Annotated in this window: 17 protein-coding genes and 2 tRNA genes; 3 read left to right on the top strand and 16 right to left on the bottom strand. The window is 57.3% G+C overall.

Annotated elements, in window-relative coordinates:
• Positions 1-26 precede the first annotated feature (26 nt).
• Together panD and LG300_RS14120 are read left to right on the top strand one after the other, a co-directional pair.
• Positions 27-407 carry an aspartate 1-decarboxylase gene (gene panD, locus LG300_RS14115; RefSeq protein ID WP_009723730.1) on the top strand — a complete coding sequence of 127 codons (381 nt, stop codon included), beginning with the start codon at positions 27-29 and terminating at the stop codon, positions 405-407.
• 210 nt (positions 408-617) lie between these two features.
• Positions 618-1,796: an acetyl-CoA C-acetyltransferase gene (locus LG300_RS14120; RefSeq protein WP_404375948.1), complete on the top strand. Its 1,179-nt coding sequence runs from the start codon at positions 618-620 to the stop codon at positions 1,794-1,796.
• A gap of 70 nt (positions 1,797-1,866) precedes the next feature.
• Here the strand turns inward: LG300_RS14120 and LG300_RS14125 are convergent, their stop codons facing one another.
• The 16 genes from LG300_RS14125 to rlmE all read right to left on the bottom strand — a co-directional run bounded on the left by LG300_RS14125 (position 1,867) and on the right by rlmE (position 18,884).
• Complete coding sequence (locus tag LG300_RS14125) at positions 1,867-3,036, bottom strand: MFS transporter (protein ID WP_404375950.1); 1,170 nt, start codon at positions 3,034-3,036, stop codon at positions 1,867-1,869.
• Between the two features lie 89 nt (positions 3,037-3,125).
• Positions 3,126-5,291 carry a polyribonucleotide nucleotidyltransferase gene (pnp, locus tag LG300_RS14130; RefSeq protein WP_404375951.1) on the bottom strand — a complete coding sequence of 722 codons (2,166 nt, stop codon included), beginning with the start codon at positions 5,289-5,291 and terminating at the stop codon, positions 3,126-3,128.
• Positions 5,292-5,428: 137 nt separating this feature from the next.
• Entirely contained in the window at positions 5,429-5,698 is a 270-nt protein-coding gene (rpsO, locus tag LG300_RS14135) for a 30S ribosomal protein S15 (protein ID WP_027337656.1), read from the bottom strand.
• A 106-nt stretch (positions 5,699-5,804) separates the two neighbouring features.
• Positions 5,805-6,725 carry a tRNA pseudouridine(55) synthase TruB gene (gene truB / locus LG300_RS14140; protein ID WP_404375952.1) on the bottom strand — a complete coding sequence of 307 codons (921 nt, stop codon included), beginning with the start codon at positions 6,723-6,725 and terminating at the stop codon, positions 5,805-5,807.
• On the bottom strand, positions 6,725-7,138 hold the full coding sequence (rbfA, locus tag LG300_RS14145; protein WP_404375953.1) for a 30S ribosome-binding factor RbfA: 414 nt from the start codon (positions 7,136-7,138) through the stop codon (positions 6,725-6,727). The genes truB and rbfA overlap by 1 nt, the downstream gene beginning before the upstream one ends.
• A 17-nt stretch (positions 7,139-7,155) precedes the next feature.
• On the bottom strand, positions 7,156-9,696 hold the full coding sequence (infB, locus tag LG300_RS14150; protein ID WP_404375954.1) for a translation initiation factor IF-2: 2,541 nt from the start codon (positions 9,694-9,696) through the stop codon (positions 7,156-7,158).
• A gap of 27 nt (positions 9,697-9,723) precedes the next feature.
• Entirely contained in the window at positions 9,724-11,238 is a 1,515-nt protein-coding gene (gene nusA / locus LG300_RS14155) for a transcription termination factor NusA (RefSeq protein WP_404375955.1), read from the bottom strand.
• A gap of 70 nt (positions 11,239-11,308) precedes the next feature.
• Positions 11,309-11,770, bottom strand: coding sequence for a ribosome maturation factor RimP (rimP, locus tag LG300_RS14160; protein ID WP_404375956.1), 462 nt, complete (start codon positions 11,768-11,770; stop codon positions 11,309-11,311).
• A gap of 323 nt (positions 11,771-12,093) precedes the next feature.
• A tRNA-Met gene (locus tag LG300_RS14165) sits at positions 12,094-12,170 on the bottom strand.
• A 134-nt stretch (positions 12,171-12,304) separates the two neighbouring features.
• Positions 12,305-12,391 (bottom strand) — tRNA-Leu (locus LG300_RS14170).
• Between the two features lie 35 nt (positions 12,392-12,426).
• Entirely contained in the window at positions 12,427-12,786 is a 360-nt protein-coding gene (gene secG, locus LG300_RS14175) for a preprotein translocase subunit SecG (RefSeq protein ID WP_404375957.1), read from the bottom strand.
• Between the two features lie 4 nt (positions 12,787-12,790).
• On the bottom strand, positions 12,791-13,540 hold the full coding sequence (gene tpiA, locus LG300_RS14180; protein WP_404375958.1) for a triose-phosphate isomerase: 750 nt from the start codon (positions 13,538-13,540) through the stop codon (positions 12,791-12,793).
• A gap of 103 nt (positions 13,541-13,643) precedes the next feature.
• Complete coding sequence (glmM, locus tag LG300_RS14185) at positions 13,644-14,993, bottom strand: phosphoglucosamine mutase (RefSeq protein ID WP_404375959.1); 1,350 nt, start codon at positions 14,991-14,993, stop codon at positions 13,644-13,646.
• On the bottom strand, positions 14,990-15,904 hold the full coding sequence (gene folP / locus LG300_RS14190; RefSeq protein WP_404375960.1) for a dihydropteroate synthase: 915 nt from the start codon (positions 15,902-15,904) through the stop codon (positions 14,990-14,992). Before folP ends, glmM begins: the two co-directional genes overlap by 4 nt.
• A 106-nt stretch (positions 15,905-16,010) precedes the next feature.
• Positions 16,011-18,008, bottom strand: a complete 1,998-nt coding sequence (gene ftsH, locus LG300_RS14195; RefSeq protein ID WP_404375961.1) for an ATP-dependent zinc metalloprotease FtsH — start codon at positions 18,006-18,008, stop codon at positions 16,011-16,013.
• Positions 18,009-18,236: 228 nt separating this feature from the next.
• A complete protein-coding gene (gene rlmE, locus LG300_RS14200; RefSeq protein ID WP_159340793.1) occupies positions 18,237-18,884 on the bottom strand; it encodes a 23S rRNA (uridine(2552)-2'-O)-methyltransferase RlmE in 648 nt (215 codons plus the stop codon).
• Positions 18,885-19,002: 118 nt separating this feature from the next.
• Between rlmE and yhbY the strand changes: the two genes are divergently transcribed.
• The gene (yhbY, locus tag LG300_RS14205) at positions 19,003-19,329 is read left to right on the top strand and encodes a ribosome assembly RNA-binding protein YhbY (protein ID WP_404375962.1); all 327 of its coding nucleotides are present in this window, start codon (positions 19,003-19,005) and stop codon (positions 19,327-19,329) included.
• The last annotated feature ends 13 nt before the right edge of the window (positions 19,330-19,342 follow it).

Here is a 19,342-nt window from a genome sequence, read left to right on the forward strand (position 1 = left end):
GGCTAGCCCGTTACCCAGGAGTTTCCATGCATACCATTATGCTCAAAGCCAAACTACATATGGCCCGTGTTACCCACGCCGTATTGAACTATGAAGGCTCGTGCGCCATCGACGGCGAACTGCTGGATATGGCCGGCATCCGTGAAAATGAACAGATCCAAATTTATAACGTGGAGAACGGCGAGCGCTTCACCACCTATGCTATCCGTGGCGAAGAGGGATCGCGCTTGATCTCCATTAACGGTGCAGCGGCCCACCTCGCCTCACCGGGGCATCGCATCATTATTTGCAGCTACGCCCACTACTCAGAAGCCGAACTTGAAAACCATCAGCCCGCGCTGGTGTACCTCCAAGAAGGCAACCACGTTAGCCATACTAGCAACGCCATTCCGGTCCAATTGGCATAAGCTAATCATCTGAGAAGGCGTTATTAAACGGGCCGTTGATCGGCCCGTTTTTTATTTGTCAAAAAAAGCGTATTGCCGCAATGCACAACCTTCCCTATGCTGGTAGTCAAGCCTGACACGACACGCTAATAACGATGCTAATAACAACAGATAGGCAGCTACGTCTATCTGCCGTAGAAACGTTGCGTCACCTACTCAAGGAGTTATTGTATGCAAGACGTGGTCATTGTGGCGGCTCGCCGCACCGCTGTTGGTAGTTTTGGTGGCTCACTCGCGGGCATTCCAGCCAGCGACCTGGGCGCACTGGTCATCAAAGACATTATCGCTTCCACCGGCGTTGCACCTGAGCAAATCGATGAAGTGCTGCTAGGCCAAGTGCTGACCGCCGGCGTTGGTCAGAACCCGGCACGCCAAGCCGCCATTAAAGCAGGCCTGCCGGAAACCGTACCGGCCATGACGATCAACAAGGTGTGTGGTTCGGGCCTCAAAGCGCTGCACCTGGCGACCCAAGCCATTCGCTGCGGCGATGCCGAGATCATTCTGGCCGGTGGCCAGGAGAATATGTCCGCTTCTCCGCACGTGCTGCCAAACTCCCGTAACGGCCAACGCATGGGTGACTGGAAAGCCATCGACTCCATGGTGCATGACGGCCTGTGGGACGCCTTCAATAACTACCACATGGGGATTACTGCCGAGAACTTGGCAGAGAAGTACGGTATCACCCGCGAGGCGATGGACGAATTCGCCGCTGGTTCTCAGCAAAAAGCCGCCGCCGCCATCAAAGAGGGCAAATTCAAAGGCCAGATCGTGCCGGTCGAAGTCCCGCAGCGTAAAGGCGACCCGGTGGTGTTTGATACCGACGAAAACCCCCGCGAAGTCTCCGCTGACAAACTGGCCGGCATGCGCCCAGCGTTCAAGAAAGATGGCACCGTGACCGCTGGCAACGCCTCGTCGCTGAATGACGGCGCAGCGGTTGTCATGCTCTGCTCGGCGGAAAAAGCCAAAGAGCTTGGCCTAGAACCGCTGGCCCGTATTGCGGCCTACTCCAATGCAGGCGTTGATCCAGCGATTATGGGCATTGGTCCGGCTCCGGCCACCCGCCGCTGCCTGGAAAAAGCGGGCTGGAGCCTGGATGACCTGGACCTCGTTGAAGCCAATGAGGCCTTCGCTGCCCAAGCGCTTTCCGTGAATAAAGAGCTGGGCTGGGATACCTCCAAAGTGAACGTCAACGGCGGCGCGATTGCCCTGGGCCACCCCATTGGTGCCTCCGGCTGCCGGATACTGGTCACGCTACTCCACGAAATGATTGCCCGTGATGCCAAAAAAGGCCTCGCAACGCTGTGTATCGGCGGCGGCCAAGGGGTTGCGCTGGCCATCGAGCGTCCGTAAGGCTATGAGCCATTGAGAAATCGACCATAGTGAATGCCCCCGCAACGCGGGGGTATTTTTTTGTCTGCCGCTAACGGTGCCTCTCTCCCACGATGCGCGAGGGCGTGCGCCATACCAACAGCATCCCCAGCAGAAATAGCCCCGACGCCGCCCACATGGCAACCGGCAGGCTAGTGCTATCCACCACCCGACCACCGACCATCGCTCCTAAGCCGATCGACAGGTTAAACACAAACGCCATGAGCGCCGTGGCGGCTTCTGTGTTGGGTGCCGTCCGCAATATCCAAGTCTGGATGCTTACCGATACGCTGCCAAATATCGCGCCCCATGCCATTAGCAGCAGGACGCCACTGGTCGGTTGAACGCCCAAGAGTGGAAAGAGCGCCACGACCCCCAGCAGCAGACTGGGAATGGCCAGCACCGCTCGGTAAGGATGCCGCCCGGCGAAGGCGCCCGCCGCGATATTGCCCAAAATCCCCGCCGCCCCGTACAGCAGCAACAGGCTTCCAACATGACGCTGGGCAATACCGCTAATCTCCTGAAGGATCGGGCTGATAAAGGTATACGCGGCAAAGTGGCCAACCACTACAAAGCCCGTGGTGAGTACCGCAACGCGCACACCACGGTTTTGCAACTGCTGTGCTAGCACCCTTAGCCGCACTGGCTCCCTGGGGGGCAGCGGCGGCAGCCAGCACCATAGCGCCAGAGCCGTGAGCAGGCTTAAGCCGCCCAAGGCAGCAAACGCGACCCGCCAGTTGCTCAAATCGCCTAACAGCGTACCTAACGGCACGCCTAGGACAGAGGCCGCCGCCACCCCACCAAAGATAACGGTCATGGCTTTGGGCACTTGGGCGCTCGGCACTAAGCGCGGTGCAATACTGCCGGCAATCGCCCAAAAACCGCCGATGCTGATCCCCACCAGCACCCGCGCCGCCAGCAAAAACGCAAAGTTGCTTGCTATGGCTGTCAGCACACTGCCCAGCACCATCACCGCCATCATCAGCGTGAGCATGATACGGCGGTCGAGCCGCCCTACCGCCACTGGCAATAGCGGCGCTGAAAATGCCGCGACAACGCCAGGCACCGTCACCATCAGCCCCGCCATCCCAGGTGTTACGCTCATCGCATCCGCTACCTGAGAGAGCAAACCGATAGGTAGCTGCTCTGCGGTCACCAACAAGAAAATGCCGATCATCACGGCCACCACCGCCCACCACCGCGGTGCTTGCTGCTGCTCCATGCTTGTTTCCTCACTTCCTGGGCCTATCAAACGACACCGCCCCCGCAGCCAGGGGCTGCGGGGGCGGTGAGTCATACGCTAATCGCTATTTAGCTAGCAACATCCGCCTCGGCAGCTGCAAACGCCGCTTTCTCTTCCTCGGTGATCTCTTTGATCGAGAGCTTCACCCGGTTGCGGTTGTCGATATCCAGCACCTTCACGATCACGTCGTCGCCTTCGTTCAGGAAGTCGCGAACGTTGTTGACGCGCTCCTGGACGATTTGCGAGATGTGCACCAAGCCATCGGTACCCGGCATGATGTTCACAAAGGCACCGAAGTCAGCGATACGTACCACTTTTCCTTTGTAGAGCTTGCCGATTTCCGCTTCGGCGGTAATCGCCAGTACGGTGTCGATAGCCTTCTTGGCAGCGGCTTTATCTTCTGCGTAGATGCGTACCGTGCCATCGTCGTCGAGGTCGATAGATGCGCCGGTATCTTCACAAATCTTACGGATGGTGGCGCCGCCCTTGCCGATAACGTCACGAATCTTGTCTGGATCAATTTTGATCGTCGCCATGGAAGGCGCGTTTTCAGACACTTCGTTACGGCTCTGGCTGATCACGGCGTTCATCTGCGCCAGGATACCAATACGCGCATCGTGGGCCTGCTGCAGCGCGGTCTCCATGATCTCTTCGTTGATGCCTTCGATCTTGATGTCCATCTGCAGGGCAGTGACGCCCTCTTCAGAACCGGCGACTTTAAAGTCCATATCGCCCAGGTGGTCTTCGTCACCCAGGATATCGGTCAGCACCGCGTAGCCGTCTTCGTCTTTAACCAGACCCATGGCAATACCCGCCACCGGGGCTTTCAGCGGCACACCGGCATCCATCAGGGCCAGCGAGGAGCCGCAAACGGAGGCCATGGAGCTAGAGCCGTTGGATTCGGTAATCTCCGACACCACGCGAATGGTGTAAGGGAAAGCCTCTTCAGAAGGCAGCATGGCCTGCACGCCGCGACGCGCTAAGCGGCCGTGGCCGATTTCACGGCGCTTCGGGCCACCCATAAAGCCAGCTTCACCCACCGAGTAGGGAGGGAAGTTGTAGTGCAGCATGAAGCGGTCTTTACGCTCGCCTTCCAGCGACTCGATCAGCTGCGAGTCGCGCAGCGTACCCAGCGTAGCGACGGCAATAGCCTGGGTTTCGCCACGGGTAAAGATGGCTGAGCCGTGGGTTTTCGGCAGCACGCCGACTTCGATGCTTAATGGACGCACGGTGAAGTTGTCACGACCATCGATACGCGGCTCGCCTTTTACTACCCGTGAGCGTACAACGCGTTTCTCAAGCGCCGCGAACGCCCCTTTGACGTCATCTTTGCTGAACTTGCCTTCTGTTACTTCTTCGCCTTCAGCAACCGCTAACTGCTCAACGGCCTCGTCTTTCAGCGCAGCCAGCGCGTCTTGGCGGGCCATTTTGTCGGTAATGCGGTAGGCATCGCCCACTTTGGCTTCAAAAGCGTCGGCCATGGCGGTTTTCAGCGCTACGTTCTCAACCGGCGCCTGCCACTCCCAGCGCGGCTTGCCTGCTTCCGCGGTCAGCTCTTTAATCGCGCTAATGGCAACCTGCATCTCCTGGTGGCCATATAGCACGGCACCCAGCATTTCATCTTCAAGCAGCTCTTGGGCTTCGGATTCCACCATCAGCACGGCGCTTTCAGTACCGGCCACCACCATGTCCAACTCGGAGGTGGTCAGTTCTTCAACGGTGGGGTTCAGGAAGTAGCCTTGCTCTTCGTTGAAGCCAACGCGGGCTGCGCCAATCGGGCCGTTAAACGGTACGCCGGAAATGCACAGCGCCGCCGAGGTGCCCAGCATGGCCGCGATATCCGGGTCATGGTTACGGTCGGTGGAAAGAACAGTACAGATGACCTGCACTTCGTTCATGAAACCTTTAGGAAACAGCGGACGAATCGGACGGTCGATTAGACGCGAGGTAAGGGTCTCTTTCTCCGTCGGGCGGCCTTCACGTTTAAAGAAGCCACCAGGAATTTTACCGACGGCGTAGGTTTTCTCTTGGTAGTGTACCGAGAGCGGAAAGAAGGGCTGGCCTGGGTTAACGTCTTTCTTCGCCACCACCGTACACAGTACGACGGTTTCATCCATGGTGACCATCACGGCACCAGTGGCTTGGCGAGCGATACGCCCAGTTTCTAGGGTGACGGTGCTACGACCGTATTGGAACGTTTTTTTGACCGGATTCACGGCTACTTCCTTTAACATTAATAGCTACTTGTCTTTTCGCTTGGGTCGTTTTGACTCGCCACCATTCTAGGCGTTGACGCGCCATACGGCTACCAGAAACAAAAAAACGGGCAGCCTGTAAGGGGCTGCCCGTTTCGAATCATTGCCGTTAAAGCTTAACGACGCAGACCCAGACGCTGGATCAGAGACTGATAGCGTTCGAAATCTTTGCGCTTCAGGTAGTCCAGCAGCTTACGACGCTGGTTTACCATGCGGATCAGACCACGACGGGAGTGGTGATCCTGCTTGTTGGTTTTGAAGTGGTCCTGCAGGCCGTTAATGTTGGCGCTCAGCAGTGCAACCTGAACTTCAGGGGAACCGGTATCGTTTTCGCCGCGGCCGTACTCGTTGACGATCTCGGCCTTTTTCTCAGCGGTTAATGCCATCTGTCTCTCCAGTAAGCAATATGCCTAAAAATGAATGGGTGGGACCACGCATATTTGCAGTCCCAGGCGACTATTTTCGCGCAAATCGTCACATCCTTGCAACGTTTTACGAGATAGCGACCGTACTTAACAGCCGCTTGGGGGCCACTTCCTGGGGCCCTTTTACAACGCCAAGGCCGATAAACGTCTCGGCGTAATAAAGTCGTGCTAGCGCATCCGGTGCTAACTCACCAATGGCGAGCTGGGCCGACTGCCCGTGGGCAAGCCTGCCAAACGAGGTTTCATCAACGCTAAGCGAAGGCAAATGATCAACCAGCACATCCACGGGCATCAATTCTGCTTCGCGGGCAGCCTGGCTAGCCAATGCTTCCAGGTCTTCTAGTGTCCACATGGCGTCGCCGCTAAACGGCCCGGTCTTGAGCCGACGCAGTTGGCTAATGTGGGCACCGCAACCCAGGGCATGGCCAATATCTTCGGCCAGCGTGCGGATGTACGTGCCTTTGCTGCAGCTGACTTCCAGCTCGAACGCCGCGCCCTCAAACGCAAGCAGGCGCGCATCATACACGCTTACCCGCCGCGCTGCACGCTCAACCTGCTTACCCTCGCGGGCCAGCTCGTAGAGCTTTTTACCCTGATGCTTGAGCGCCGAGTACATAGGCGGCACCTGCTCGATCTCACCGCGAAAACGCGTTAAGACGGACTCAACGTCCTCGGCTGTGAGGCTTGGCACCTCGCGCCGCTCCACCACCGTGCCTTCGGCATCGCCGGTGTCGGTGATCACCCCCAGTTCAATCCGGGTGCGATACATCTTGTCGGCTTCTAGCAAGTGCGCGGAAAACTTAGTGGCTTCACCCAGGCAGATAGGCAGCAAACCTGTCGCCATGGGGTCCAGCGTGCCGGTGTGCCCGGCTTTTTGCGCCTCAAACAAACGACGCACACGCTGTAGCGCATGGTTGCTGGAGATGCCTTTCGGCTTATCCAACAGCACCACGCCATTAACCGGTAATCCGCGACGGCGACGGGCCATTAGCGCGTCTCCTCACCCTGTTCGTCATTCTCATCCTCGTCATGCCCCTGACGAGCGCGGTCAGACGAGACCGCTTCGTCAATCAGCGATGAGAGGTGCTGGCCGCGCACCACGCTTTCATCGAAATGAAAACGCAATTCGGGTACATGGCGCAGCTTGATACGCTTGGCAATTTGGCTTCTTAGAAACCCTGAGGCACGTTTCAGCACCTGCAGGTTCTCCTTAATACGCTCGGGATCCTGTTCACCCAGCAGGGTGACGTAGATATCGGCGTAGCCAAGGTCACGACTGACGGTTGCACCGCTCACCGTGACCATGCCCAAGCGCGGATCTTTCACTTCGCGTTGGATCAGTACCGCCAGCTCCTTTTGGAGCTGGTCGGCTACTCGGTCGGTACGCTTAAATTCGCGCATGGTTGCTCCTCGCGGCCTTACAGGCTGCGCTCGACCTTCACTTGGTCAAAGACTTCGATCTTGTCGCCGACCTGGACATCGTTGTAGTTCTTCACGCCGATGCCACACTCCATGCCGTTACGCACTTCTTGTACGTCGTCTTTGAAGCGGCGCAGCGATTCGAGCTCGCCCTCGTAGATGACCACGTTGTCACGCAGAACGCGGATACGCTTGCTGCGTGAGACGGTGCCTTCGACGACCATACAGCCAGCCACTGCACCGATCTTCGGCGCGCGGAACACGTCGCGTACTTCGGCCACACCGACGATCTCTTCTTTCCACTCGGGGGCGAGCATACCGCTCATCGCCTGTTTGACTTCGTCGATCAGGTGGTAGATGACGCTGTAGTAGCGCAGATCCAGACCTTCACGCTCGATGATCTCACGGGCAGCGGCGTCGGCACGGACGTTAAAGCCGACCACGATGGCTTCCGATGCCAGCGCCAGGTTGGCGTCGGTACCGGTGATACCACCCACGCCAGAGGAGACCACGGCCACCTGTACCTCTTCGGTGGAGAGCTCTTCCAAGGCGCCTTTGATTGCCTCCAGCGAGCCCTGTACGTCGGCTTTGAGGACGATGTTGACCTTGGCCACTTCGTCCTGGCCCATCTGGCTGAACATGTTCTCCAGCTTGGCCTTCTGCTGACGCGCCAGGCGCACTTCGCGGTATTTACCCTGACGGAAGTTAGCCACTTCGCGGGCTTTCTTCTCGTCGGCGACTACCATGAAGTCGTCACCGGCATCCGGCGTACCGTCGAGACCCTGGATCTCTACCGGCATGGCGGGGCCAGCGGTATCGACCTGCTTGCCTAGCTCGTTGGTCAGCGCACGCACGCGACCGTAGTGCAGGCCCGCCAGGACGATATCGCCCTTCTTCAGCGTACCGTTTTGAACCAGTACGGTAGCGACCGGACCGCGCCCTTTATCCAAGCGCGACTCAACTACCACACCTTTACCCGGTGCCGACGGAACGGCCTTCAGTTCGAGTACTTCAGATACCAGCTGGATGGCTTCCAGCAGATCTTCGATGCCTTCACCGCTCTTCGCAGAGACGTGAACGAACTGCGTATCACCGCCCCACTCTTCCGAGATAACGCCGTGCTGCGACAGCTCGTTCTTGACACGATCGGGATCGGCCTGGGGCTTATCGATCTTGTTCACGGCCACGACTATCGGCACGCCAGCGGCTTTCGAGTGCTCGACGGCTTCGATGGTTTGCGGCATGACACCGTCGTCGGCAGCGACTACCAGGATAACCACGTCGGTGGCTTTCGCACCGCGGGCACGCATGGCGGTAAACGCCGCGTGACCGGGGGTATCCAGGAAGGTCACACCGCCGTGGTCATCTTCCACGTGGTACGCACCGATGTGCTGGGTAATACCGCCCGCTTCGCCGGTGGCAACTTTGGCACGGCGGATGTAGTCCAGCAGCGAGGTTTTACCGTGGTCAACGTGACCCATGACGGTGACGACCGGCGAACGGGTGATCTCTTCGCCTTCGTAGGAGATGCCTTCCAGCATCTCCGTTTCCAGCGCGTCATCCTTCACCAGCTTGACCTTGTGGCCCATCTCTTCTACCACAATCGCCGCGGTATCCTGGTCGATTGTCTGGTTGATGGTCACTGCCGCGCCCATAGTGAACATGGCCTTGATCACTTCGTTGGCCTTGATCGACATTTTGTCGGCCAGCTCGGCAACGCTGATCGACTCAGGGATTGAGACTTCACGAACGATCGGCTGCGTCGGCTTCTGGAAGCCGTGCTTGCCGTTACCGCTTTGGCTTGCGCCACCGCGACGGCCGCCACGGCGCTCGGCACGCTTCACTTTCTTGCCACCGCCGCGCTTACGCTCTTCGCGATCGCCACGGTCATCATCGTCGTCACGGCCTTTCTTCTTCGCAGCGGCCTTTTTCGGCGGCGCGGTACGGCGGTCACTACGGCCCTCTTTCGGCGGCGCTGGCGGCAGGTCATCGGCCACCGGCGAATCGTCGATTTCAAGCTCAGGTACTTCAATATCCGGCACTACGACCGCTTTTGCCTTGGCCTTCTCTTCCGCTTCTTTACGCGCGGCTTCTTCGGCAGCCTTGGCCTTCGCGGCAGCGGCTTTCTCTTCCGCATCGCGGGCCTCGCGCGCTTTACGCTCGGCTTCCGCTTCCGCCATATCGCCTACCAGCTGGCGCGGGCCAGAGTGTTTCGGCTCGGCTGCTTTCGGTTTCGACTCTTCTTCGCGCTTAACGTAGGTTTTCTTCTTACGAACCTGTACTTCAATCGTTTTACCGCGCTCGCCGGTTTTGATACGGCTGCGGGTTTTACGGGTTAGCGTAATGCGGTTTTTGCTCGGCTCGCTGTCAGCGCCACCGTGGCTTTTCTTCAAAAAGCTCAGCAGCGTCTGTTTATCCTCTTCAGACACGGCGTCGTTTTCCGAAGAGTGCTTCAAGCCAGCTTCTTTCATCTGTTCCAATAGGCGGGGCACATCGCGGCCCACCTTTACTGCAAAATCTTTAACTGTCATATCTGACATAGTGACCCTCCTCAGCCCGTGACCTGTTTACTGTGTGTTTGAGTCCGATTGACCATCGTCTTCAAACCAGGGCGCACGGGCAGTCATGATCAGTGCCGCTGCGCGCGCTTCGTCCAACTCCTCGATATCGACCAGATCGTCGACAGACTGCTCGGCGAGATCTTCCATGGTGACAATGCCGCGGCTAGCCAGAATGAAGGCCAAGTGGCGCTCCATACCGTCCATTTCCAGCAGGTCGTCTGCCGGCTGGGCACCGTCTAGCGCTTCTTCCGAGGCAATGGCCATCGTCAGCAGCTCGTCTTTCGCACGTGCACGCAGCTCTTCTACCAGCTCTTCATCGAACTCCTCGATTTCAAGCATCTCTTCCAGCGGCACGTAGGCAACTTCTTCTAGGGTGGTAAACCCTTCTTCCACCAGCAGGCGGGCAATGTCTTCTTCCACTCCCAGGTGCTGAACGAAGGATTCGACCAGACTATCCAGCTCCTGCTCACGCTTGGATTCGGCTTCATCTTCGGTCATGACGTTGATCCGCCAACCGGTCAATTCCGACGCCAAGCGAACGTTCTGACCGCTACGCCCAATCGCTTGCGCCAGGTTGTCTTGTGCCACCGCAACGTCCATGGCGTGGGCATCTTCGTCCACTAGGATAGACGCCACATCGGCAGGTGCCATGGCGTTGATCACCAGTTGCGCGGGGTTGTCGTCCCACAGGACGATGTCCACCCGCTCGTTTTGCAACTCAGACGACACCGCCTGAACGCGAGATCCGCGCATACCGACACAGGCACCGACCGGGTCAATGCGGCGGTCGTTGGTTTTCACTGCGATCTTGGCACGTGAGCCTGGGTCGCGAGCGGCACCTTTGATTTCAATCAGCTGCTCGGCAATTTCCGGCACTTCGATTTTGAACAGCTCAATGATGAACTCGGGGCAGGTCCGCGAGAGCTGCAGTTGGGCACCGCGAGCATCTGGGTCAACCTTGACCAGCAGTGCACGAACGCGCTCATTCATACGGTAGCGCTCGCCGTGGATCATTTCATTGCGCGGCAGGAACGCTTCAGCGTTCTCACCCAGATCAATGATCAGACCGTCACGGGTGGTCTTTTTGACGATGCCGGCGACCAGCTCGCCTTCACGGTCGGCGTATTGACGCACAACTTCAGCACGCTCGGCTTCGCGCACTTTCTGCACGATTACCTGCTTAGCGGTTTGCGCAGCAATACGGCCGAATAAGGCATTTTCAATTTTTTGCTCGACAACATCGCCTAGCTTCAGCGGCGGATCGCGCTGCTCGGCAATGCTCTCTTTGATTTCGTAGTCAGGGGTTTCAAACTCATCATCTTCAACCACGGTCCAGTAGCGGAACGTTTCGTAGTCGCCAGTGCGGCGGTCAATATGTACGCGTACATTCGCTTCTTCGTGCTCAAAACGCTTACGCGACGCGCTGGCCAGCGCGGCTTCTACCGCTTCGAAGATAACATCGCGGGGGACGCCTTTTTCATTAGAGATCGCGTCCACGACCATTAAAATTTCTTTACTCATGCGTTTGCCTCGCCAGAAAACCTGTCCTTTTGTGCATCATCCCGACGTCTGCCGGAAGCCGCGACCCGTGTTATTTGTCGAACTGCGGGACAACGTGCGCAGAATCGATGCTTTCGATCGGAAAGCAGTACTCTTCGCCATCCAGTTGCAGCAGCACTTCATCCCCCTCGACACCTGCGAGCAGACCTTGATATTTTCGCCGCCCATCGAAAGCGACACGCAGCTTTAACGCCACCTGATGGCCTTGATAGCGGATAAAGTGATCCAGGGAGTAGAGGGGACGAGCCATGCCGGGTGACGAGACCTCCAGGCGGTATTCACCGGGAATCGGGTCTTCCACATCCAGAACGGCACTGACTTGACGGCTAATATCAGCGCAATCTTCCACGCTGACACCACTTTCGCGCTCGATGTAAATCACCAGCCGCGAATGCTTGCCCTGGGAAATATGGTCGATACCCCATAGCTCGAAGCCCATGGCGGCAACGACAGGTTCGATCAGCGCATGAAGCGCAGCGTGTTTTGTGGCCACAGACAAAGCTCCTATAGCCGTTGCATCAGGCACCTGGCCAGGAGTCATAAGAAAAGCTAGGTGGCTGATTGGCATTACCTGGGAATGTGCCTCTGGCTACTCGGACAACATCCGCTCGTGAGACACTCTTGGCTCGCAAAAAGCTATTAACAAAAAGCTACTAACAAAAAGCTACTAACAAAAAGCCCCTTCACAGGAAGGGGCTTTTTGAAAAAAAGCTGTAGTACCATTTTAGCAACATGCTACGAGCTTTTCGCCGTTTATTTACCGACTAATAGTATCTTACTGGACACTTTAAGCTGCAAACACTGCTACTAAATAAATGGTAGCGGGGACCGGATTTGAACCGATGACCTTCGGGTTATGAGCCCGACGAGCTACCAGACTGCTCCACCCCGCATCAATCTAGGTCGACAATAATAGACACTTGAAAACACTACGTCAAGAACTCATTCCAACAACTTGCTTCAAGTGTATTTTTGTCTCAGGTGCCAATCCTGACATTCTGGGAAGCTGGTAGACCAGCAAAACAGATGGTGCCGAAGGCGGGACTTGAACCCGCACGACCGTAAGGTCACTACCCCCTCAAGATAGCGTGTCTACCAATTCCACCACTTCGGCATCAGGGGAGGCTAAAAAAAAGCAGCATCAAATACTTACTCGCTGCTTTCCTCTAGCACTGGCGCGTTATTATCCATACTTGCCGGGGTGTCGTCAAGCATTGGTGTGTTGCGCTGCTGTTCGATCATCTGTGCATCGGGAATACCAGCTTCCGGTGCCTGGCCTGCTTGGGTCGCAAAGTAGGCGAGCGCCATGGAAGTGACGAAAAAGCCCGCTGCGAGAACACCCGTGGTGCGGGAGAGGAAATTACCGCTACCCCGGGAGCCGAACACCGTTTGCGAGGCTCCGCCACCAAAAGCGGCACCCGCTTCAGCACCTTTACCCTGCTGGAGCAGGATGAGTACAACCAGGGCGACCGCAATCACCACGTGAACCATAAGAATTGCAACTTGCATGGAGTTATCCTGCTGACTGACAAATGGCGTAGAAATCGTCGGTTTTGAGTGAGGCACCGCCTACTAAACCGCCGTCGATGTCCGGCTGGGCAAGCAGCTCAGCCGCGTTACTTGCGTTCATACTGCCGCCGTAAAGCAGTTTTAGCTGCTCGGCAAGCGACGCATCAAACTCTGCCTGATAGGCACGAATGCCTGCCATCACTTCCTGGGCTTGTTCAGGGGTCGCTGTGCGCCCGGTACCTATAGCCCAAACGGGCTCGTAGGCAATAACAACCTTTAGACGCTGCTCGGGTGCTAGACGGGCCATGATATAGCCCACTTGGCGCAAAACAACGTCCATTGTTTGTCCTGCGCCCCGCTCCTCCAGCGTTTCACCCACGCACAGAATAGGGGTTAGCCCTGCGTCAAGGGCTGCCAGCAGCCGGTCGAAGACCTGCTCATCGCTCTCGCGGTAGAGCTGGCGACGCTCGGAATGCCCTACCAAAGCGTAGGCCACGCCAAACTCTTTGAGCATACTCCCGCTCACTTCACCGGTATGCGCCCCTGAGTGGTGGGGATTTAGCGTTTGCGCCCCTAACTGCAGCGGTGTGCCGCTGAACGCCTGGCGTGCAGCTTCTAGATAGGGAAACGGTGGAATAACCACCACGTCGATATTGGCGGGTAGCTCGGCGTTGGCAAAGGTCTTACCGAACGACTCAATCAACGCCGCAGAACCGTTCATCTTCCAGTTACCGGCAATTAATGGCGTACGCATGGATGATCCTCACTCAAGGTGGAGCGAAATGGTATAGGAGCCGCCTTGTCAAGACAACCGCTGTTATAAGTACAGCCTGGTTGGTTGAACCAGGCTGTGCACGTTAGCCAAGCAGTGACTCTACCTGACCTGCCAGCTTATTCGCTAGGCGATCTACATCAAGGTGGGCGCGTCCTTCTACCATGACGCGGATCAGCGGCTCAGTTCCAGATGGACGAAGCAGCACGCGCCCTTGGTTTCCTAGCTCCGCCTCCAATGCCGCAACGGCATCCTGCAGCGGCTGGGCAGCCATGACCTCTTTGGCATTCGCTCCTGCGGGCAGGCGCACATTCACCAACGACTGAGGCACCTTCTCCAACCCTGTGAGCAGCTCGGGCAGCGGCTTTTGTTCGCGCACCATCAAGCCCAGCACCTGCAAGGCGGATACGATACCGTCACCGGTGGTCTGCACATGGCCACACACAATGTGGCCGGATGCTTCGCCGCCCAGTTCCCAGCCGTTGGCTGCCATCATCTCCATCACAAAACGGTCACCCACTTTGGCGCGCTGGAAAGGAATACCCAGCCGATCCAGCGCCAGGCCCAAACCAAAGTTGCTCATCAGCGTGCCGACTACGCCGCCTTCCAACAGGCCGCGCTCGTAGCGGTCACGGGCGATCAGGTACAAAATGTCGTCCCCATCAACTTCACGGCCGTCGGCATCGACAAGCAGGACTCGGTCGCCATCTCCATCGAAGGCAACCCCTAAATCTGCCCCTTGCTGAATCACCGCCGCCCTCAGCGCCGAAGGATGGGTAGAGCCTACCTGATGGTTAATGTTTAACCCGTCTGGAGCCGCGCCAATGATGCTGACATCCGCTCCTAACTCACGGAAAACGCTGGGCGCAATATGGTATGTCGCGCCGTGGGCACAATCCAAGACCACTTTCAGCCCGTGCAGGCTTAGCCGGTCTGGCAGGGTAGATTTGCAAAACTCGATATAGCGCCCGGCCGCATCGTCAATACGTGTTGCTTTACCCAGCTGCGCCGCATCGGCGGTGGTCAGCGGTGCTTCCAGCATCCCCTCGATACGGTCCTCAATCTCGTCGGGCAGTTTTTTACCTTCCGCCGAGAAGAACTTAATGCCGTTGTCATCGAACGGGTTATGGGATGCCGAGATCACAATGCCCGCATCCGCCCGGAAGGTGCGTGTTAAATAAGCGATCCCTGGGGTGGGCATCGGCCCCAGCAGGGCAACATCGACCCCTGCAGCGGAAAGCCCTGCTTCCAACGCCGACTCGAACATGTAGCCGGAAATACGCGTGTCTTTACCGATCAAGACGCGGGTGCGCCCTTTTTCTCGGCGCAGCACCTGTCCTGCCGCCCAGCCGAGTTTGAGCATAAAGTCAGCGGTGATAGGAGCTTGCCCCACCGTGCCGCGAATACCGTCGGTGCCAAAATAGCGTCGTGTCATAACGAAAGTTCCTTATCCGCGGGCGGTTCACACCCCTCTTGGAGTACCGCCCAAGCCATATTGACAGCATCCACCGTCGGCCCAACATCATGCACGCGTAGGATGCTCGCTCCCCGCTCAACTGCCATAGCCGACAGCGCCAAGCCGCCCGCTAAACGCTCTTCTACTGGACGACCCAGTACTTTGCCAATCATGCTTTTACGCGACATGCCGACTAAAATCGGTAGGTCGAGCGCCTGTAACGACGCCATGTACTTAAGCAGGCGCAGGTTATGCTCGACGGTTTTGCCGAACCCAAAACCAGGATCGATCAGTAGCCGGTTGCGGCGCAGCCCAGCCGCCTCGCAGGCCGCTACGCGCTCGGTTAAGTAAGCCGCAACGGCCCGCTCTATGGGTTGGCTATAGTTGGGCGAGTGCTGCATATCCTGCGGCTCACCCTGCCGGTGCATCAGACATACCGGCAAGCCGCTGCTGGCCGCGGCTGCCAGCGCGCCCTCACGCTCAAGCGCCCGCACATCGTTGATCATTCCCGCCCCTAGGGCGCTCGCTTCACGTATGACCGCCGCACTGCTGGTATCCACCGAGACCAACGCATCCAGCTCGCGCACCAGCGCCTCTACCACCGGGGCCACGCGGTCCAACTCCTGCTGCTCGGAAACTGGCGTGGCGCCTGGACGGGTCGACTCGCCTCCTACATCGATGATAGCGGCCCCTTCGGCCAGCATACGTTCAGCATGGCGCAGCGCGTCATCAAGCGCGACATGCTGTCCACCATCGGAGAACGAATCGGGCGTGACGTTTAGAATGCCCATCACCCTAGGAAAGGAGAGATCAAGTTCATGGCGCCCGCAGCGCAGTTGCAACGCCTTTGCTGCTTGCGAAGGCGCTGAAGGATCAACGTTCGGTGTCATGCTACCGCCTAAAAAATAAAAGAAACGGAACTGCTATTGCTCCACAGCATAACAAAAAGGCGCCCCATCATGGGACGCCTTTGCTAACACCAATGGTATTAACCGTTTAAGGGCCAGCAGGGCCGCCTAGCGGATCAGAAGGACGGCGGCGAGGCTCATCATCATCCTCTTCGCCATCATCGCTTGACGCGTTAGGCGCTTGATCATCCGCCTTCACTTCCGGCTTGTCGTCACTGGCGCGCATACCGCCACCGGAGGAGTCGCCGTCGCTCCAGCCTTCTGGCGGACGCGGTTCACGACCTTCCATGATGTCTTTTAGCTGGCTGGCATCGATGGTTTCAAACTTCATCAACGCTTCTGCCATGGCATCCAGCTTATCGCGGTTGTCATGAAGAATCTGACGCGCCTGCTCGTAGCACTCATCAATGATCTTGCGCACTTCTTTATCAAGGCGCGTGGTGGTTTCGCCCGACTTCAGCTTACCGCCACCTTGGCCAGGGCCACCGAGGAACTGGTGAGACTCGTCCTCGTCGTACATGATCGGCCCCATCTCATCGGACAGACCCCACTTAGCGACCATGTTATGGGCCAGCTCTGTCGCGCGCTTAATGTCGTTAGACGCACCGGTAGTAACACCGTTAGCGCCCAGCGTCATCTCTTCGGCAATACGACCGCCAAACAGCGAGCAGATCTGGCTAATAATTTGCTGACGCGACAGGCTGTAGCGATCCTCTTCAGGCAAGAACATCGTCACGCCCAACGCTCGGCCACGAGGAATAATCGTTACCTTGTAGACCGGGTCGTGCTCAGGCATGACCAAGCCAATAATCGCGTGGCCCGCTTCGTGGTAGGCCGTATTGAGCTTCTCTTTATCGGTCATGACCATGGATTTGCGCTCAGCGCCCATCATGATCTTGTCCTTGGCAAGCTCCAGCTCCTCCATGCTGACCAAACGCTTGTTACGGCGAGCGGCAAACAGCGCAGCCTCGTTCACCAGGTTGGCAAGATCCGCACCGGAGAAGCCCGGCGTACCACGGGCGATCAGCAGCGGCTTCACGTCATCCGCCAGCGGCACTTTGCGCAGGTGAACGCCAAGAATGTGTTCACGGCCACGAATATCCGGCAGGCCAACAGTGACCTGACGATCGAAGCGGCCTGGACGCAGCAGCGCTGGATCGAGAACGTCCGGACGGTTGGTAGCCGCGATGACGATGATGCCTTCGTTAGCTTCAAAGCCATCCATCTCTACCAGCAGCTGGTTAAGCGTCTGTTCGCGCTCATCGTTACCGCCACCCATGCCGGTACCACGCGAACGGCCAACGGCATCGATCTCGTCGATGAAGATGATGCAAGGTGCCTGCTTCTTGGCCTGTTCGAACATATCACGTACGCGGGACGCACCCACACCGACGAACATTTCAACGAAGTCAGAGCCTGAAATAGAGAAGAACGGCACTTTAGCCTCGCCCGCGATGGACTTGGCCAGCAGCGTTTTACCGGTACCGGGCGGGCCCACCATCAGCACGCCGCGGGGAATGGTACCGCCCAAACGCTGGAACTTGGTGGGATCGCGCAGGAAATCGACCAGCTCTTCTACTTCCTCCTTCGCTTCGTCGCAGCCTGCGACATCGGCAAAGGTGGTTTTAATCTGATCCTGGGAGAGCAGCTTCGCCTTGGATTTGCCAAAGCTCATCGGGCCGCCTTTACCGCCACCGGCACCGCCCTGCATTTGGCGCATAAAGAACATAAAGATGGCCAGGATCAGCAGAATTGGGAAGCTGGCAATCAGTAGGCGTGTCCAGATGCTTTGCTGCTCTGGCTCTTTACCTACCACCGTTACGTTATTGCTCAGCAGGTCATCCATCAGCTTAGGATCTTCCGCCGCCGGACGGATAGTTTGGAACTGCGACCCATCCGTGCGCTCACCGGTGATGGTATAGCCATCAATGGTAACGCTGCGGACCTGTTGATTTTGCACCTGCTGCACAAACTGGGAGTAGTTAGTGGTTTGCGGTGCGCTTTCCGTACTGAAATTGTTGAACACTGTCAGTAGAACGGCCGCGATGACCAACCACAGAATCAGGTTCTTCGCCATATCGTTCAAGGGGCTACCCTCATTACAAGAATCCGTCAGTTAACCGTCAATACTCTGACCTTACACTAGAGCTTAACGTTCAACCATTGCCAAAGCACATTTGGCTTTGGGCCATCTGTGTCACGCTCGTCCAATGTGCATAATGTGACACACCTTACGCCTGCCTGTCTGGCAATCGTGGTGATAAATCTTTGCTATAACGCTTCGCCATCACACCAGGGCCCTACCAGCACTGGCTTAACCGCGAAAACCCTCCGCCAAAAAGTAGACCTCTCGGGAGCGCGCCCGGGAGGCATCCGGTTTGCGGGTTACCACGCGGTCAAAGCTGCCGCGCAGCTCTTTCAGGTAGGCATCAAAGCCCTCCCCCTGGAATACTTTTACCAAAAACCGCCCCTTGGGCGAGAGCGTTTCACGAGCCAGCTCTAACGCCAGCTCAACAAGATACATCGCTTGAGGCTGGTCGATCGCCGCCATACCACTCATATTGGGGGCCATGTCCGACATAACAAGGTCTACCGGACGATTTCCCAGGCGCTCAAGAATCGCGTTAAGTACGCTCTCCTCGGTAAAGTCGCCCTGAATAAAGTCCACGCCGGCCAGCGCATCCATCTCCAGGATATCAGAGGCAATGACCACGCCTTCCGGGCCGACTTTTTCAGCGGCAATCTGGCTCCAGCCGCCCGGAGCGGCACCCAGGTCGATCACCGTCATGCCGTTGCGAAACAGCTTGTCCTTCTCATCCAGCTCCAGCAGTTTATAGCTTGCCCGTGAGCGGTAGCCATCCTGCCAGCTCTGTTTTACATACTGGTCGTCGAAGTGTTCTTTCTTCCAATTATTGCTGGTTTTGCTCACTGAATGTTTACGGCTTGGGGGCTTTTGCTGCATGTGGGAATCTGACACTGGAATAAATAAGAGATGGGCGCATTCATGCGATTGCTTTCACTTAGCGGCGTTTCACCGTAAGATGGAGCGTTAAGCGCTAACCGGGATACCGCAAGATACCATGAGCTTGTCACAGGCACAAAAGAAAGCATTTCGTAGCATTGGCCACCACCTGAACCCGGTGGTCACCGTTTCTGAGAACGGCGTCTCCGAAAACCTGCTCGCAGAACTCAGCCGCGCGCTCAATGATCACGAACTGATTAAAGTGAAGCTCGCCCTGCCCGAACGGGACGACCGCGCCGCCATGCTCAACGAGCTGCTGGCGGATAGCAACGCCGAGCTGGTACAAACCATTGGCAAGATGGCGCTGCTATATCGCCACAACCCAAAGGCCAATCCCAAGCTTTCCAACGTTGTTCGCTACGAGAACCATCACGGGCGGCACTAAATACGCACGCTAA

Origin of the sequence: Vreelandella aquamarina, from assembly GCF_044805175.1 — a bacterium.
Classification (GTDB): domain Bacteria; phylum Pseudomonadota; class Gammaproteobacteria; order Pseudomonadales; family Halomonadaceae; genus Vreelandella; species Vreelandella aquamarina_B.